This is a genomic window from uncultured Anaerotruncus sp. (assembly GCF_902490045.1).
Classification (GTDB): Bacteria; Bacillota; Clostridia; order Oscillospirales; family Ruminococcaceae; genus Anaerotruncus.
In genome coordinates this window covers 1-15,524 of the sequence record NZ_CABUCJ010000058.1, presented here as the reverse complement: position 1 = coordinate 15,524, position 15,524 = coordinate 1, and the positions used below count along the sequence as shown (strand labels likewise).

Genomic DNA, 15,524 nt, shown 5'->3' with positions numbered 1-15,524 from the left:
CTACTGCCTGGATGAGCCGGAGACCTACCTGGTGCAGCTGCGCGCGCTGCTGCGCGCCTCCGTCCATGGGAGGCTCGCGGTCATGTTCCCGATGATTGCCTCTCCGGGGGAGCTGCGCGGTGCCCGGGAACTGCTCGGAGAGGCGCGCGCGGAGCTCACGGCGGAAGGGACGAAGACCGGCTCCGTGGATGTCGGGGTCATGATCGAGACGCCCGCGGCGGCCATCCTCAGCGACCAGCTCGCGCGGGAGGCGGATTTCTTCAGCATCGGCACCAACGACCTCACACAGTACACGCTGGCCGCCGACCGGATGAACGAGCGGATCGCCGGATACTACCGCCCGGCGGACCCGGCCGTCCTGCGGCTTATGAAGCTGGCGGCGGAGAACGCCCGGAAAAACGGCATCTGGACGGGGGTATGCGGAGAGTCGGCCGCCGACCCGGCGCTCATCCCGCTCTATCTCGCGATGGGGATCACCGAGCTTTCGATGTCGCCCGCTGCGCTGCCGGAGGCGCGCGAACGGGTCCGGTCGTTCGATCTGGAGCAAGCGCGGGCCGCGCTTGCCCGCGCGCTCGGGGAGGTGGAGTGATGCTCGGAAGGGAACGGGCCGAAGCGCTCGTGCGCATGGCGATGGAGGAAGCGGCGGCCGCGCTCGCAAGGGGGGACGACCCCTACGGCGGCGTCATCGCCGACCGGGAGGGCCGTGTCCTCGTACGGGACGGCAACCGCGAAAACACCGAACAGAACCCCTGCGCGCACGCCGAGATGGTGCTCATCCGCGAGGCCTGCGCAAAACTGGGGAGAAACGATCTGACGGGCTATCTGCTCGTCTGCAACTACCGGCCCTGCCCGATGTGCGCCGCCGCGATGGTGCAGGCGGGCATCCGGGAGTTCTACATCGGTTCCGCCGCACCGGATTTTCCGGCGCTCCTCGTCAAAACCGCGGAAAGCTACGCGGAGATGGGGATTTTGGTGGAGGGAGGCATCCTCGACGAGGCGTGCGCCGCGCAGGTGCGTGCCGGACGCGCGCAGCGCGGAAAGGAAAGGGAAACCGGGATGGCGCAAAGGAGAGGGGCCGGGGAGCCCCGCCGCGCGGGGGCGCAGGCTGAAGCTCCCGCGGATGGGGAGTAAGGGGATGGCCGGCGCGCTCGAATGTGTCGCGGCCGACCTGGACGGGACGCTGCTCGGCCCCGACGGGCTGCCGGGGGAGGAGGACCGCGCCGCCATCCGCGCGCTGTCCGCCGCCGGCGTCCGGGTGGTCGCCGTCACGGGGCGGCATCCCCACATCGCGGAGTGGCCGGTTCATCTGGCGGGATGCCATCCTACGGCCATCTGCATGAACGGCGCGGCGGTCTATGATTTCCAGGCCGGAACTTACCATGCGATCGAATATATGCCCGGGGAGGATGCCTACCGGGCATGCCGCCTGCTCGACCGGCTCGGCGCGCCCTACGCGGCCTACACCGCCGACGCGATCCTGCTGGCCGGGACGTGGGAGGCGGAGAATTTTTACGAAGCGCATTTTTCCCGGTGCGGACCCCGCTTCCGCCGCGCGCCCGTCTACTGCCGGGACAGCGCGGATTTCGGCGGACGGGAGATCGCAGACCTTTTGCTCCCGGGGGCCCCCTCCGAAGCGGCGGAGGAGCTGAGGGCGCTCGCCGGGAGGATGGAGGGGGTGCGGCTGGTCACGTCGAGCGGGAGCTGCGTCGACCTCTGCGGCGTGAACGTCTCCAAGGGCGCGGCCCTGCGGGAATACTGCCGCCGCGAGGGGATTTCCCTCGCGGGGACCCTCGCGCTGGGGGACGAGGAAAACGACCTCTCCATGCTGGAGATCTGCGGCCATCCCTTCGTACCGGAGGGGTCGGCGATCTCGGGCAGGCTGCCGGACGCGCGCTTGACCGCGCGCTGCGGGAAAAACCCGCTCGCGCACGCGCTCGAGACCCTTTACACGGCGCGGTAAAAAATGCGCCCCCGTCCCGGGGTTTCCGGGGCGGGGGCGCCGTGCGTTCACAGCTTATCCGCGGTTCCAGAATTTGCGGTCGAGGGAGCGGTACTGCACCGCCTCGGAGAGGTGGGGGGCGCGGATGCGTTCGCTCCCGTCCAGGTCGGCGATCGTACGCGCCACCTTGAGGATGCGGTCGTAGGCGCGCCCCGAGAGGCCGAGCTTTTCAAACACCAGCCCGAGCATCCGTTCCGCCTCGGGGTCGAGCGGGCAGGATTCGGCGAGCATCGACGGGTCGAGCCGGGCGTTGCAGGAGACGCCGGTTCCGGCATAGCGGGCGTTCTGGCGTTCGCGCGCCGCCTGGACGCGCAGGCGGATTTCGGCGGAGGATTCCTCCGCGTCCCGCCGCGCGGAGAGCTGGGCATAGGTGACGGGGGAGACCTCGACGTTCAGGTCGATGCGGTCGAGCAGCGGCCCCGACACCCGCCCCAGGTAGGAGGACACACGGGAGGGCGGACAGGAGCAGCGCCGGGTGGGGTGGCCGAAATAACCGCAGGGACAGGGGTTCATCGCGGCCACGAGCATGAAGCGGCTGGGATAGCTCAGCCGCGCGCCCGCCCGCGCGATCGTGAGGACGCCGTCCTCCAGCGGCTGGCGCAGGGCCTCCATCGCCTGCCGCTGGAACTCGGGCAGCTCGTCGAGGAAGAGAACGCCGTTGTGGGCGAGGGACACCTCGCCCGGGCGGGGCACCGTGCCGCCCCCGCAGAGTCCCGCGGGCGAGACGGTGTGGTGCGGCGCGCGGAAGGGCCGCGTGCGGATGAGCGGCAGGTCGGGCGCGAGCATCCCGCAGGCGGAATAGATCTTCGTCGTCTCGATCGACTCCTCCTCGGTCATGCCGGGCAGGATGGAGGGCAGCCGTTTGGCGAGCATGCTCTTGCCGGTGCCGGGCGCGCCGATCATCAGCAGGTTGTGCCCGCCCGCCGCCGCGACCTCGAGCGCCCGTTTGGCGGGGCCCTGCCCCTTTACGTCGGCGAAGTCGGGCATGGGCGGCTGCGGCCCGCCGCCGAACCGTACCATCCCGGCGGGCGGGAGGTCCCGCTCCCCGCGCAGGTGGGCGACAAGCTCCCCGACGGAGCCGACCGGGAAGACCTCGATTCCCCGCGCGGCCGAAGCCTCGGCGGCGTTGGCGGCGGGAATGAAGGCGCGGCGGATTCCCGTCCCGGCGGCGCCGAGCAGCATGGGCAGCACGCCGCACACCCGGCGCAGCCCGCCTGAGAGGGAGACCTCTCCGATGAAGGCGGAATCCGCGGGCGGGGCGTTTTCGGGCAGGAGCCCCTGCGCGGCGAGCAGCCCGACAAGAATGGGCAGGTCGTAGAGGGAGCCCGCCTTTTTCACGTCGGCGGGCGCGAGGTTGACGACGATGCGCCCGTCGGGGAAGGGGAAGCCGCAGTTGGCGAGCACGGAGCGCACCCGCTCACGCGATTCGCGCACCGCCGCGTCGGGCAGGCCGACGATGTCGAAGGCGGGCATCGCCCGCGCGACGTTTACCTCGACGGTGACGGGGTAGGGATCGATTCCCAGAATCCCAAGGCTTTGGATCGTGGACAGCATGGCGGCGTTCCTCCCCTAGTCTGATAGGAAAAGGATACCATATTGGAAAAACAAAATCGACCCGTTTCGGCAAATTTTGTCGAAACGGGTCGAAAAGAGGATGGATTTGATCAGCCGAACATGTGCTCGGCGAAGATTTTCAACCCGATGCCCACGAGGATGACCCCGCCGAGCACCTGCGCGCGGCTGCCGAGCAGCAGCCCGAACTGCCTGCCGAGCATGGCGCCGACGATGCAGCAGAGGAAGGTCACCACGCCGATGAAGGCCGCCGCCGTGACGATATTGACCTGCATGACCGCGAAGCCGACCCCGACGGCGAGCGCGTCGATGCTCGTGGCCACCGCCTGCATGAAGAGGACCCTGAGGGTGAAGAGGTGGTCGGGCGAGCAGCCCCCGGGATGGCGCAGCTCGCGGACGCCGTCTAAAATCATTTTCCCGCCGATGAACCCGAGCAGCAGGAGGGCGATCCAGTGGTCGGCGGCGGAGATCGCGCCGCTGAAGGTCCGCCCGGCGAGATAGCCGATGATCGGCATGAGCATCTGGAAGAGGCCGAAGGAAAAGGCGGCGGCGGCCGCCTGCTTCCGGCCGAAGCCCCGGTAGCACATGCCGTTGGAGATGGATACCGCGAAGGCGTCCATCGACAGCCCCAGCGCAATCAGAAAAAGTGTCGGCGTTCCCATAGGAATATCCCCCTTGCCATGTTTGTTGACAGCGGACCGGACGCAAATACGCCCCGGGCCCGCGGACGCCCCCCTTGACGGCGGCCGGACCCCGCGGGGTCCGCTCCCGGCAAAGCAAAAGACCCACGGACATGGCTTTTCGGGCCCGTCCATGAGTCTTGTTCTTTCAGGCAAGCCAGGCCGTGAGGCCATTGTGTTGACTTGCCACGCGCCGGTACGCGCGCAAACTACTCCCCCATGCGGAAATCTTAGCCCAGTATAACACGCCCGTCCGCCCGTTGCAAGTGCCGGAAGGCGTTTTGGGAGAATTTTTTCCGGGACTTCCATTTCTCCCCAGTAATCGGTTGACTTTGACAGCCTGTACGGGTATCATGATAACAGGAAAATGAGCAGTCCCCATGAAAGTATATATGTGACGGGAGGAAGTTATATGAACCATACCGAGCTGTATGAACGCTGGCTGGCCGCTCCCCTTGAGGACCCCGACCTGACCGCGGAGCTTCAGTCGATCAAGGGGCGGGACGTCGAAATCCTCGACCGTTTTTACCGCGACCTCGCCTTCGGAACCGCGGGGCTGCGCGGGGTCATCGGCGCGGGCAACAACCGCATGAACATCTATACCATCCGCCGCGCGACCCAGGGCCTCGCCAACTACCTGCTCGCCCAGTCGGAGGAGCCGCACGTCGCGATCTCCTACGACAGCCGCATCAAATCCGACCTCTTCTCCCGGGAAGCGGCGGGCGTGCTGGCCGCCAACGGCGTTCGGGTGTCGATCTACCGGGAGCTGATGCCCGTGCCGGCGCTCTCCTTCGCGACCCGCGAGCTTTGCTGCGACGCGGGCATCATGGTCACCGCCTCCCACAACCCCGCCAAATATAACGGCTACAAGGTCTACGGCAGCGACGGCTGCCAGATGACCGAGCACGCCGCCGACGCCGTCCTCAAAGAGATCAACAGCCTCGATGTGCTCACCGGCGCGAAGACGATGAAGTTCGAGGAGGCGCTCGCCTCGGGAATCGTCTCCTACATCCCCGAGGAGGTCGTCGACCGCTTTATCGACAACGTCCTCGCCCAGCAGGTCAACCCGGGCGTCTGCAAAAAGGCGGGCCTCAAGCTCGTCTATTCCCCCCTCAACGGCGCGGGCAACAAGCCGGTGCGCCGCGTGCTCGCCGCGATCGGTGCCGAGGACGTGACCGTCGTGCCCGAGCAGGAGCACCCCGACGGCAGCTTCCCGACCTGCCCCTTCCCGAACCCCGAGATCAAGGAGGCGCTCGCCAAGGGGCTCGAACTCGCGCGGGAAACGGGCGCGGACCTCATGCTCGCCACCGACCCCGACTGCGACCGGGTAGGCATCGCGGTGAAGGAGGGGGAGGACTACACCCTGCTCACCGGAAACCACGTGGGCGCGCTGCTCTTCGACTACATCTGCCGCTGCCGTGCCGAAAACGGCACGATGCCCAGGGACCCCGTCGCGGTGACGACGATCGTCTCCACCAAGCTCACCCAGATGATCGGCAAGGCCTACGGCGTCGAGGTGCGCAGCGTGCTGACCGGCTTCAAATACATCGGCGAGCAGATCGCGCTGCTTGAGTCCGCCGGACATCCCGAGCGGTTCCTCTTCGGCTTCGAGGAGAGCTACGGCTACCTGTCGGGCACCTACGTCCGCGACAAGGACGCGGTCGTCGGGTCGATGCTCATCGTCGAGATGGCCTCCTGGTATAAGCAGAGGGGCATGAGCCTCGTCGACGCGCTCGGCGACCTCTACAAGCGGTTCGGCATCTGCCGCGAGAGCGTCTCCAACTTCCAGTTCGAGGGCGCAGAGGGCATGAAGATCATGGCCGGCATGATGGAGAAGCTGCGGGAGAATCCGCCCGCCGAGATCGCCGGGCAGAAGGTGACCTGCGTGAGCGACTACGAGCGTTCCGTCTCCATCTGCGGCGGGAAGACCTCGCCGATCGACCTGCCCAAATCGAACGTGCTAGAATATGCGCTCGCCGACGGCTGCACCGCCATCGTGCGCCCCTCCGGCACCGAGCCGAAGATCAAGCTTTACCTGTCGGTCGTCGGCAGGGACATGGCTGAAATCGACGCGCGCGCCGCCGCGATGGACGCGGACGTCAAACGCATCATGGGCGTCTGAGCGGGCAAAATAGGGAAAATCCGCAAAATCCTGCGGTTTCCGCAAAAAACCGCTTGCAATCGCGGGAGCCGTGTGGTATAGTTTTAATGTTGCATTTATGGCATCTATCTCCGATGTCAGAAAGAGGTGAAACAAATGAAAGAGGGAATCCATCCCAAGTATGTGGATACGACGATCACCTGCGCCTGCGGCGAAGTGATCCATACGCGCTCGACGCGGGAGAACATCCGCGTTGAAATCTGCTCCAAGTGCCATCCCTTCTTCACCGGCCGTCAGAAGCTGGTTGATACGGGCGGACGCGTCGACAGGTTCAAAAAGCGTTTTGGCATGGACAAGTAACTGCTTGCTGCAAAGTGCGCAGCCGCATTGATGCGGCTGCGTTTTTTGTATCCGAAAGGGGGCGCGGCATGACCGGGATTGAGACAAAGCGCCTGCTCCTGCGCCCGCTGGAGGAGGCCGACTTTTTCGCGCTGCGGAAAATCCTCGGCGACCCGCGGGTGATGTACGCGTGGGAGCACGGCTTCAGCGGCGATGAGGTGCGGGAGTGGATCGCCCGCAGCCGGGCGCGCTGCGCGCGGGAGGGCGCGGGCCACCTCGCGGCGGTCGAGCGCGCGACGGGGGACTTTGTCGGCACGATCGGCCCGGTGTGGGAGCCGGTGGGGAACCGCATGGCGTGGAGCGTCGGCTACATCCTCCGCCAGGACCGATGGGGGGAAGGCTTCGCCCGCGAGGGCACGGCCGCCTGTGTGCGGCATATCTTCGAAGTGTTCGGCGCGTCCGAGGCGGTTGCCGACATCCGCCCGGAGAACGCCTCCTCCCGCCGGGTCGCGGCCGCGCTCGGCATGGAGGAGGAGGGGGAGTTCGTGAAAATCTACCGCGGGAAGGAAATGCCCCATCTCATCTACCGGATTACCAGGGAACGCTTTGAATCGATGAAACGGAAAAGAGGGAATATTTATGCGGAAATCTGAAAAATTCTTGTGGGCAGCTGCATTTTTATGCATTGGCATGGTGGCCGGATTTTTGATCGCGCCGATCAAGGCGGGCATCGTCTGCGGCGACGGCAACACCGTTTACACCGGGCCGGGGCGGAGCGCCGGGGACGATGGCGCGGAGGCTTGAATTCACGGTGCCGCCCGCCTATGACGGGCGCAAGGTCATCCATTTCCTGCGCGGGGAGGCGGGGTGCTCCTATACGCTCGTGCGTTCCCTCAAGACGAAGGAGGACGGCATCCTCCTGAACGGCGCGCGCGCCCGCACGATCGACCGACTGCGGGCGGGCGACCGGCTGGCGATCACGCTGCGCGACGGCATGGGCGGGGCGGAACCGGACGGCACGCCGTCCGTGCCGCTCCTCTACGAGGACGACGACATCGCCGTCTACGCGAAACCCGCCGGCATGGCCTGCCATCCGGTGCGCGGTATGCAGAGCGGGACGCTTGCCAACGTCTTCGCGCGCGACTGCCGAGAGCGGGGGCAGGAGGCGGTCTGCCGGCTGATGGGACGGCTCGACCGGGACACGTCGGGCGCGGTGGTGATCGCTAAAAACGCCTTCGCGGCCGCCGCGCTCACCGGGCATGTGGAGAAGACCTACCTCGCGCTCGTGACGGGCGCGCCGGAGCCCCGGGCGGGGACGGTCGACGCGCCGGTCGGGCAGCCCGACCGGGCGGATCCGCGCCGCCGGGTCATACCGGACGGCAAGCCCGCCGTGACCTGTTACGAGACGCTCGCGGAGTTTCCCGGCTACAGCCTCGTGCGCTGCACCCTCGGGACGGGGCGCACCCACCAGATCCGTGTACACATGGCCCACATCGGCTGCCCGCTGCTCGGGGACGCCCTCTACGGCGGGGACCGGACCCTCATCGGGCGGCACGCGCTGCACTGCGCGGACGTCTCCTTCACCCATCCGGTGAGCGGGGATTTGCTCACGGTGCGCGCGCCCGTCCCAAAAGATATGCAAAAGTTGGCGCCCGATTGTGTGCAAACATGGTGAATATGTATGAAAATTGCGGAGAGTGCATATTTTTTGAAAAAACCCCTTGCAAAATAGGGGAACGGATGTATAATTATAACACGATATACAGAACAGCGCCCGCGTGACACACGCGGGATCAGATTGGGAGGAACGGAAAATGAAAAAGGCAATGGCTCTGGCCCTCGCGGCCCTGATGGTGCTTTCCCTCGCGGCGTGCGGCAAGAAGGCGCAGGTCGCCATCAACACGGTCGAGGACCTGAACGGCAAGAAGATCGGCGTCCAGGCGGGCACCACCGGAGAAATCTACGTGCAGGAAAGCGTCGCCGACGCCCAGCTCGGCAGCTACAAGTCCGGCATGGACGCGGCGCTCGACCTCAAGAACGGCAAGCTCGACGCGGTCGTGCTCGACGAGCTCCCGGCCAAATCGATCGTCGCGCAGAACGACGACCTGACGATCATCGACTTCAACCTCGAGCCCGAGGAGTACGCGATCGCCGTCAAGAAGGGCAACACCGAGCTGCTTGACGCGATCAACGCGACGATCGCGCGGATGCAGGGCGACGGCTCCTACGAGGCGCTTGTGAACGCCTTCATGCCCGCCGAGGGCGAGGAGGCGATCAAGGTCCCCGAGAACGTCGAGACCTCGGGCGATGTGATCAAGATGGGCACCAACGCGGCCTTCAAGCCCTTCGAGTACGCCGAGGGCTCCGAGATCGTCGGCTTCGACATCTCGATGGCGCAGAACGTCGCCAAGGACATGGGCAGGAAGCTCCAGGTCGAGGACATGGCGTTCGACAGCCTGCTTTCCGCGCTTGACACCGGCACGATCGACTTTGTCGCCGCCGGCATGACCGCCACCGAGGAGCGCCGTCAGAGCGTCGACTTCTCCGAGCCCTACTACTCCTCCAAGCAGGTCGTCATCGTCCGCAAATAAGCATTAAGTATGGAAACGGGGATGCCGGGTGGGGCCTTTCGGCCCCGCCCCGCTCCTGTTTAGGGAGGAACGCCAATGCATGCGATCTATCAAAACCTGATTGCCATGGACCGCTGGAAGCTGATCCTCGAGGGCCTGGGCAACACGATCATCATCGCCCTGGGCGCGATCGTGATCGGCACGATCATCGGCGCCGTCATGGCGCTCATGCGGGTGTCGGGCAACCGGGTCCTCGGCGGAATCGCCAAGGCCTACATCACGATCATCCGCGGCATCCCGATGGTGACCCAGCTGATGATCTTCAACTTCATCCTCTTCGCACCGACCGGCATGCCGAAACTTGCGATCGCGATCGTCAGCTTCGGCGTGAACTCGGGCGCCTACTGCGCGGAAATCTTCCGCGCGGGCATCCAGGGGGTCCCGGTCGGGCAGACGGAGGCCGGCCGGTCGCTCGGACTGGGCAGAGCGCAGACCATGTGGTCGATCGTGATCCCCCAGGCGGTCAAGGCGGTGCTCCCCACCTACACCAACGAGTTCGTCGTGCTCATCAAGGAGACGGCGGTCGCCAGCTACATCGCGCTCATGGATCTGACCAAGGCCAGCGACATGATCCGCAACGCGACCTTCAACGCGTGGGTGCCGCTGCTCTCCGCGGCGGTGATCTATCTCTGCCTGACGCTGGGGCTGTCGAGCCTCTTCGCACGGCTGGAAAGGAGGCTGGCGCGCAGTGATCGAGGTTAAAGATCTCCGCAAGTCTTTCAAGGGTCTCGAGGTGCTCCGCGGCATCAACGAGACGATCAACAAGGGGGAAAAGGTGGTCGTCGTCGGGCCGTCCGGCTCGGGCAAATCCACCTTCCTGCGCTGCCTCAACCGGCTCGAGGAGCCGTCGGGGGGCGAAATCTGGTTCGAGGGGACCAATATCTGCGACCCCAAGTGCAACATTAACCGCCTGCGCCAGAAGATGGGCATGGTGTTCCAGCAGTTCAACCTCTTCGCGCACCTGTCGGTCAGGGAGAACATCACCCTTGCGCCCGTCAAGCTCAAGATCATGACCCCCGCCGAGGCGGAGGAGAAGGCGATGCAGCTTTTAAACCGCATTGGGCTCGCGGAAAAGGCGGACGCCTATCCGAGCCAGCTTTCGGGCGGACAGCAGCAGCGGATCGCGATCGTGCGGGCGCTGGCGATGAATCCCGACGTGATGCTCTTCGACGAGCCGACCTCCGCCCTCGACCCCGAGATGGTCGGCGAGGTGCTCGACCTGATGATCCAGCTCGCGGAGGAGGGGATGACAATGGTCGTCGTCACCCACGAGATGGGCTTCGCGCGCGAGGTGGGAACCCGCGTGCTCTTTATGGACGAGGGGCAGATTCTCGAGCAGAACACGCCGCAGGAGTTCTTCGCGAATCCGCGCAACCCGCGCACGAAGGACTTTTTGTCCAAGATTCTATAGGATTACCGACTGACCGCAGGGGCGCCGCGCGCCCCTGCGGGATTTTCGCTGGATGGAGGCACTATGAACGTACTGTTTTTGGGGGACGTGGTGGGACAGGCGGGCTGTGAAAAGGTCCGCCGCGAGCTGCCGGGGCTGAAAAAGGAGCTGTCCGCCGGGATCGTGGTCGCCAACGGGGAGAATTCCGCCGAGGGCAACGGGATCACCCCCTACAGCGCCCAGCACCTCTTTGCGAGCGGGGTGGACGTGCTCACGACGGGCAACCATGCGCTGCGCCGCCGCGACGTGTACGACCTGCTCGAGGAGGGGAACGGCATCGTGCGGCCCGCGAATTTCCATCCGTCCGCGCCGGGGAAGGGGTGGTTCCTCCACGACAATCCCGCCTTCCCGCTCGCGGTGGTAAACCTCCAGGGGCGCGTCTACATGGACCCGCCGCTCGCGAGCCCGTTTGACGCGGCGGACGCGCTGCTTTCCGGGATCAACTGCCCCAACATCCTTGTGGATTTCCACGCGGAGGCGACGGCGGAGATGCTCGCGCTCGGCCACTACCTCGACGGCCGGGTGTCCGCGGTGATCGGCACCCACACCCATGTGCAGACCGCCGACGAGCGGCTGCTGCCGCAGGGGACCGCCTATATCACCGACGCGGGCATGTGCGGCGGACGGGACTCGATCCTCGGTGTGGAGAAGGAACGGGCGATCGAGCGGCTGCGCACTGGGCTGCCGGTGCGTTTCCAGAACGACCCCGGGCAGGTCGAGCTGTGCGGCGTGCTGCTCGTGTTCGGGAAGACGCCCGGGAAGGTCGAGCGGATCGAGCGGATCCGGGTCCCCTGACCAAAAGCTGAAAACCGGAGAATAAGCCCCCGCGGCCCTGCCGGCCGCGGGGATTTTTGTGTTTTTTAGGAATGTTCACAAAGCTGCGTTGAAATTGCACGGCCTATGGGGTATAATATTTAGGATTTACATGGCGTGGAATCCGTTGGGCGGCCGCCGGCCGCCGGGACGATGGCATTGGAGTGCAGGATGAAAAAGCGTTTTTTTGCGCTGCTGGCGGCGCTGGCGGTCCTCTTGGGCGGATGCGCCCCCGTGGACCTGAGCGACCAGCAGCAGGTGGATATCACGGGGCAGCTGCAGGAGCCGGCCCCGTCCGGGACGGAGCCTGAGGAACCCGCCGCGTCCGTCGGGGACGAGGTGCGCGTGGCCTACGACCCCTCGGACACTCTCAACCCCTATACGATGACCTCCCAGCTCAACCGGCAGCTCGTTCCGCTGCTCTACGACAGCCTCACCCGGCCCGATAAGACCTGGCGACCGGAAAACCAGCTGGCGCGGGAGATTACGCAGACGGACGGCAGGCAGTACGTCGTGAAGCTGCGCGGGGACGCGCTCTTCTGGGACGGCACCCGGCTGGACGGCAAGGACGTCATCTACTCGTTCACGACCGCGATCGCCTCCGACTCCAACTGGAAGCAGATGCTCCAGAACGTGTCGGGGTGCTCGGTCAACGGCGACGGCGACGTCGTCTTCCGGCTCTATTCCGCCGATGCGGATTTCCCCGCGCTGCTCTCCTTCCCGATCGTCAAGGAGGGCACGGCGGGTGAGAATTTCCCCGTCGGCGTCAGCAAGTACTATGTCTCGGGCACCTGGCGGCAGGGGGTCATCCTTGAGCAGAACCCCCTCTACTGGCAGGAGGCGGGCGATATCAAAAGGGTGCTGCTGGTGGGGGTGTCCGACCCGGGCGCGCTCGGCTTCAGCCTGCGCACGGGGGATGTGGATCTCGTCTACTCCGACCTGAGCGACCCCGAGCTCTCGAACCTCTCCGCCCAGAGCGCGCCCGTCTCCCTCAACAACCTCGTCTATGTCGGGATCAACGGGAGCCGCGGCCTGCTGGCGGAGCCCGCCTTCCGGCAGGCGCTCTCGCTGGCGGTCAACCGCGACGAGCTGGTGCAGAAGGCGTACATCTCCCGCGCGCGGGCGACGATGTACCCGCTGAACCCCGACTTCTACCGCATGGAGCCGATCGAGCTTTCCGCGCCGCGCGACCTGACGGGTGCCGGGGAGCTGCTCGACGGGCTCGGGCTGCGGCAGAAGGACGACGACGGCTGGCGGCTGCGCTACGGCGCGCCCGTCACCCTGCGCCTGCTCGTGAACAGCGAAAACGCCGCGCGCAACGCGGCTGCCGCGCTGATCGCCGAACAGCTCGCGCGGCTGGGGATCAGGGTGGAGGTCGTGTCCCAGTCGTTTTCCCAGTACCAGTCGAGCCTCGCGGGCTACAACTACGATCTCTATATCGGCGAGACGCGGCTGATGGACAACATGGATTTTTCCCTGCTTTTAAACGGCGGGGCCCTCGGCTACGCGGCCCCCTACAGCGAGTACCTGAGTGACCTGGCGCGCGCCTACCGCGCGTCCGGAACCGGCGTGGAGGCGCTCTGCGAGGCGTTCTCCGTCCAGACGCCCTTTATCCCGCTCGTCTTCCGGCAGGGGGCGGTTTCGTTTGAACGGGCCTTCCAGGCGGAAATCCTTGCAACGGAGCAGGATATTTTCTATAATATAATGGAATGGTAGAATTTTACCCCGCATGATTCCGTAACATTGCGCCGGCAGTATAGAATGGAGGTTTTTCGTTTTGATCAGCATCGAGAACCAGTACGGCACGGTGGAAATCTCCCAGGAGTATTTTTCCAACCTTGTCGGGAAAGCGGCGTCCGAGTGCTTCGGCGTCGTGGGCATGGTCAGTTCCCCCGCGCAGGGGCTGCGCGCCGCCATCCGCGGCAAGAAGACCCCCGACGAAGGGGTGCGTGTGCGCACCTCGGGCGGCGGGCTCATCGTCGACCTGCACATCGTGGTCATCTACGGCATGAATATCGCGGCGGTCACCCGCAGCATCGTCAACCGGGTGCGCTATACGGTGGAGCAGGCCACCGGGCTCGACGTGGCGAAGGTCAACGTCTTCGTCGACGCGATGAAAACCGAGAACGCATAACGGATGCAAAACTTCTGAGATGGGGGTCATAAGATCGTGATTACAGGACGGATGCTCAGGGATGCGTTTATCTCGGGAGCAAACAACATTTCCAACCAGCGGCAGGCGGTCGACGCGCTCAACGTCTTCCCGGTGCCGGACGGCGATACGGGAACCAACATGTCGATGTCCGCCTCGGCGGCCAGGCGGGAGCTCAAGCGCATCCCCGACGACGCGACTGTTTCCCGCGTGGCGGACGTGTGCGCCTCGGCGCTGCTGCGCGGCGCGCGCGGCAACTCGGGCGTCATCCTTTCGCTGCTCTTCCGCGGCTTTTCCCGCGGGCTCAAAAATGAGACCGAGGCGGACGCCGAGCACATCGTGCGCGCGCTGGAAAAGGGCGTGGAGTCGGCCTACAAGGCGGTCATGAAGCCCACCGAGGGCACCATCCTCACCGTGGCGCGCGTCGCCGCGATGCGGGCGCGCGAGGAGCTTCACGCCGATACCACGACCGAGGAGATCTGGGATATCATCCTCGACGCCGGCCGCGAGGCGCTTGCCGAGACCCCCGAGCTGCTGCCGGTGCTCAAAAAAGCCGGCGTCGTCGATGCGGGCGGACAGGGGCTGATCGTCGTCTTCGAGGGCATGTCCGAGGTCTTCCACGGCCGCCCGGGCATTGAGCCGGGCGAGGAGAAGCCCGCCGACAGCGATTCGATCCATCCCGACCGCAACGCGGCGGGCGAATACGTGGGGGAGATCACTCACACCTACTGCACCGAGTTTCTCGTCAAAAAGACGGGGGACTCGATCGACCCGCAGGATCTGCGCGCGTTCCTTGAATCGATCGGCGACTGTGTGGTGGTGGTCGACGACGACGACATCATCAAATGCCACGTACACACCGACCATCCCGGCCAGGCACTCGAAAAGGCGGGAACCAACGGCGCGCAGCTCACCAGCCTGAAAATCGAAAACATGCGCGAGCAGTACGAGGCCCAGAAGGCGAGCGTCGTCGAGCCGGAGAGCGACGCCGGCTTCAAATATGCGGCGGTCGACCCGTCGCGGGAGTACGGCTTTGTGGCGGTCGCCGCGGGCGAAGGGGTCCAGAAGCTCTTCGAGGACCTCGGCGTCGACAACATCGTGAGCGGCGGCCAGACGATGAACCCGTCGACCGACGACATCCTTTCGGCGGTGCACGCGACCCCGGCCAAGACGGTCTTCGTGCTGCCCAACAACAAGAATATCATCATGGCCGCCGAGCAGGCGACCAAGCTGGCCGACCGCAGGGTGGTGGTGCTCCAGACGCGCACCATCCCGCAGGGCCTGTCGGCGATGCTCGCCTTCGACCCCGACGCCGACCCGACGGCCAACCAGCTCGCGATGCAGAAGGCGTATGAGCGGGTCGGGACCGGGCAGGTGACCTTCGCGGCGCGGGACAGCGATTTCGACGGGCACAAGATCAGGGAGGGCGAGCTGCTCGCGCTGGAAAACGGCAGGCTCGCCTTCACCGAAAAGGACCTCACCCGCGCGGTCGTGCGGCTGGCAAAGGCCCTCACCCACCGGGACAGCAGCTTTGTGACGCTGCTCTACGGCGAGGAGATCGAGGACGGGCTGGCCGAGAGCGTGCGCGAGGCGGTGGCCGACAAGCTGCCCGACGACGTCGAGGTGGCCCTCATCAAGGGCGGGCAGCCGGTCTACTACTTCATCATTTCGGTCGAATGACGCGGGGTCGTTTGTGATGCGGCATCAGAAAGTCACCCGGATGGTGCTCGCCGCAATGTTCGCGGCAATCACCGCCGTGGCCTCCCAGCTCATTATCCCGCTCGGCTT

At 65.7% G+C, this 15,524-nt stretch carries 17 protein-coding genes; 15 read left to right on the top strand and 2 right to left on the bottom strand.

What is annotated here, in order from left to right; all coding sequences use genetic code 11:
• The 3 genes from RDM88_RS07740 to RDM88_RS07730 form a co-directional block, all read left to right on the top strand.
• Positions 1 to 589, top strand: a 589-nt coding sequence (locus tag RDM88_RS07740) for a putative PEP-binding protein (RefSeq protein WP_308754288.1), incomplete at its 5' end; no start/stop codon positions are given.
• Positions 589 to 1,131, top strand: a complete 543-nt coding sequence (locus RDM88_RS07735) for a nucleoside deaminase (protein WP_308754287.1) — start codon at positions 589 to 591, stop codon at positions 1,129 to 1,131. The genes RDM88_RS07740 and RDM88_RS07735, both read left to right, overlap by 1 nt.
• A 4-nt stretch (positions 1,132 to 1,135) precedes the next feature.
• Complete coding sequence (locus RDM88_RS07730; RefSeq protein WP_308754286.1) at positions 1,136 to 1,960, top strand: HAD family hydrolase; 825 nt, start codon at positions 1,136 to 1,138, stop codon at positions 1,958 to 1,960.
• Positions 1,961 to 2,014: 54 nt separating this feature from the next.
• Here the strand turns inward: RDM88_RS07730 and RDM88_RS07725 are convergent, their stop codons facing one another.
• Together RDM88_RS07725 and RDM88_RS07720 are read right to left on the bottom strand one after the other, a co-directional pair.
• Positions 2,015 to 3,553: a YifB family Mg chelatase-like AAA ATPase gene (locus RDM88_RS07725; RefSeq protein WP_308754285.1), complete on the bottom strand. Its 1,539-nt coding sequence runs from the start codon at positions 3,551 to 3,553 to the stop codon at positions 2,015 to 2,017.
• A 110-nt stretch (positions 3,554 to 3,663) separates the two neighbouring features.
• Positions 3,664 to 4,233: a manganese efflux pump MntP family protein gene (locus tag RDM88_RS07720; protein ID WP_308754284.1), complete on the bottom strand. Its 570-nt coding sequence runs from the start codon at positions 4,231 to 4,233 to the stop codon at positions 3,664 to 3,666.
• A gap of 430 nt (positions 4,234 to 4,663) precedes the next feature.
• Between RDM88_RS07720 and RDM88_RS07715 the strand changes: the two genes are divergently transcribed.
• The 12 genes from RDM88_RS07715 (at position 4,664) to RDM88_RS07660 (ending at position 15,416) form a co-directional block, all read left to right on the top strand.
• The gene (locus tag RDM88_RS07715) at positions 4,664 to 6,373 is read left to right on the top strand and encodes a phospho-sugar mutase (protein WP_308754283.1); all 1,710 of its coding nucleotides are present in this window, start codon (positions 4,664 to 4,666) and stop codon (positions 6,371 to 6,373) included.
• A gap of 135 nt (positions 6,374 to 6,508) precedes the next feature.
• Positions 6,509 to 6,712, top strand: coding sequence for a 50S ribosomal protein L31 (gene rpmE / locus RDM88_RS07710; protein WP_101551254.1), 204 nt, complete (start codon positions 6,509 to 6,511; stop codon positions 6,710 to 6,712).
• Positions 6,713 to 6,780: 68 nt separating this feature from the next.
• The gene (locus RDM88_RS07705) at positions 6,781 to 7,344 is read left to right on the top strand and encodes a GNAT family N-acetyltransferase (protein WP_308754282.1); all 564 of its coding nucleotides are present in this window, start codon (positions 6,781 to 6,783) and stop codon (positions 7,342 to 7,344) included.
• A complete protein-coding gene (locus RDM88_RS07700; protein ID WP_308754281.1) occupies positions 7,331 to 7,495 on the top strand; it encodes a hypothetical protein in 165 nt (54 codons plus the stop codon). Before RDM88_RS07705 ends, RDM88_RS07700 begins: the two co-directional genes overlap by 14 nt.
• Positions 7,479 to 8,366, top strand: coding sequence for an RluA family pseudouridine synthase (locus tag RDM88_RS07695; RefSeq protein ID WP_308754280.1), 888 nt, complete (start codon positions 7,479 to 7,481; stop codon positions 8,364 to 8,366). Before RDM88_RS07700 ends, RDM88_RS07695 begins: the two co-directional genes overlap by 17 nt.
• Positions 8,367 to 8,505: 139 nt before the next feature.
• Positions 8,506 to 9,282, top strand: coding sequence for a transporter substrate-binding domain-containing protein (locus tag RDM88_RS07690; protein WP_308754279.1), 777 nt, complete (start codon positions 8,506 to 8,508; stop codon positions 9,280 to 9,282).
• 75 nt (positions 9,283 to 9,357) lie between these two features.
• On the top strand, positions 9,358 to 10,023 hold the full coding sequence (locus RDM88_RS07685; RefSeq protein ID WP_308754278.1) for an amino acid ABC transporter permease: 666 nt from the start codon (positions 9,358 to 9,360) through the stop codon (positions 10,021 to 10,023).
• The gene (locus tag RDM88_RS07680; protein ID WP_308754277.1) at positions 10,010 to 10,732 is read left to right on the top strand and encodes an amino acid ABC transporter ATP-binding protein; all 723 of its coding nucleotides are present in this window, start codon (positions 10,010 to 10,012) and stop codon (positions 10,730 to 10,732) included. Before RDM88_RS07685 ends, RDM88_RS07680 begins: the two co-directional genes overlap by 14 nt.
• Positions 10,733 to 10,795: 63 nt before the next feature.
• Complete coding sequence (locus RDM88_RS07675; RefSeq protein WP_308754276.1) at positions 10,796 to 11,566, top strand: TIGR00282 family metallophosphoesterase; 771 nt, start codon at positions 10,796 to 10,798, stop codon at positions 11,564 to 11,566.
• A gap of 189 nt (positions 11,567 to 11,755) precedes the next feature.
• A complete protein-coding gene (locus RDM88_RS07670) occupies positions 11,756 to 13,300 on the top strand; it encodes an ABC transporter substrate-binding protein (RefSeq protein WP_308754275.1) in 1,545 nt (514 codons plus the stop codon).
• Between the two features lie 61 nt (positions 13,301 to 13,361).
• Positions 13,362 to 13,718: an Asp23/Gls24 family envelope stress response protein gene (locus RDM88_RS07665; protein WP_308754274.1), complete on the top strand. Its 357-nt coding sequence runs from the start codon at positions 13,362 to 13,364 to the stop codon at positions 13,716 to 13,718.
• 36 nt (positions 13,719 to 13,754) lie between these two features.
• Positions 13,755 to 15,416: a DAK2 domain-containing protein gene (locus RDM88_RS07660; RefSeq protein WP_308754273.1), complete on the top strand. Its 1,662-nt coding sequence runs from the start codon at positions 13,755 to 13,757 to the stop codon at positions 15,414 to 15,416.
• Positions 15,417 to 15,524 lie beyond the last annotated feature (108 nt).

Bases quoted from the DNA above. Each gene is read 5' to 3' on its own strand.
- RDM88_RS07700 (WP_308754281.1), top strand. From the start codon at position 7,331: ATGCGGAAATCTGAAAAATTCTTGTGGGCAGCTGCATTTTTATGCATT.
- RDM88_RS07695 (WP_308754280.1), top strand. From the start codon at position 7,479: ATGGCGCGGAGGCTTGAATTCACGGTGCCGCCCGCCTATGACGGGCGC.
- RDM88_RS07690 (WP_308754279.1), top strand. From the start codon at position 8,506: ATGAAAAAGGCAATGGCTCTGGCCCTCGCGGCCCTGATGGTGCTTTCC.
- RDM88_RS07735 (WP_308754287.1), top strand. From the start codon at position 589: ATGCTCGGAAGGGAACGGGCCGAAGCGCTCGTGCGCATGGCGATGGAG.
- rpmE (WP_101551254.1), top strand. From the start codon at position 6,509: ATGAAAGAGGGAATCCATCCCAAGTATGTGGATACGACGATCACCTGC.
- RDM88_RS07675 (WP_308754276.1), top strand. From the start codon at position 10,796: ATGAACGTACTGTTTTTGGGGGACGTGGTGGGACAGGCGGGCTGTGAA.
- RDM88_RS07720 (WP_308754284.1), bottom strand. From the start codon at position 4,233: ATGGGAACGCCGACACTTTTTCTGATTGCGCTGGGGCTGTCGATGGAC.
- RDM88_RS07715 (WP_308754283.1), top strand. From the start codon at position 4,664: ATGAACCATACCGAGCTGTATGAACGCTGGCTGGCCGCTCCCCTTGAG.
- RDM88_RS07705 (WP_308754282.1), top strand. From the start codon at position 6,781: ATGACCGGGATTGAGACAAAGCGCCTGCTCCTGCGCCCGCTGGAGGAG.
- RDM88_RS07685 (WP_308754278.1), top strand. From the start codon at position 9,358: ATGCATGCGATCTATCAAAACCTGATTGCCATGGACCGCTGGAAGCTG.
- RDM88_RS07725 (WP_308754285.1), bottom strand. From the start codon at position 3,553: ATGCTGTCCACGATCCAAAGCCTTGGGATTCTGGGAATCGATCCCTAC.
- RDM88_RS07730 (WP_308754286.1), top strand. From the start codon at position 1,136: ATGGCCGGCGCGCTCGAATGTGTCGCGGCCGACCTGGACGGGACGCTG.
- RDM88_RS07670 (WP_308754275.1), top strand. From the start codon at position 11,756: ATGAAAAAGCGTTTTTTTGCGCTGCTGGCGGCGCTGGCGGTCCTCTTG.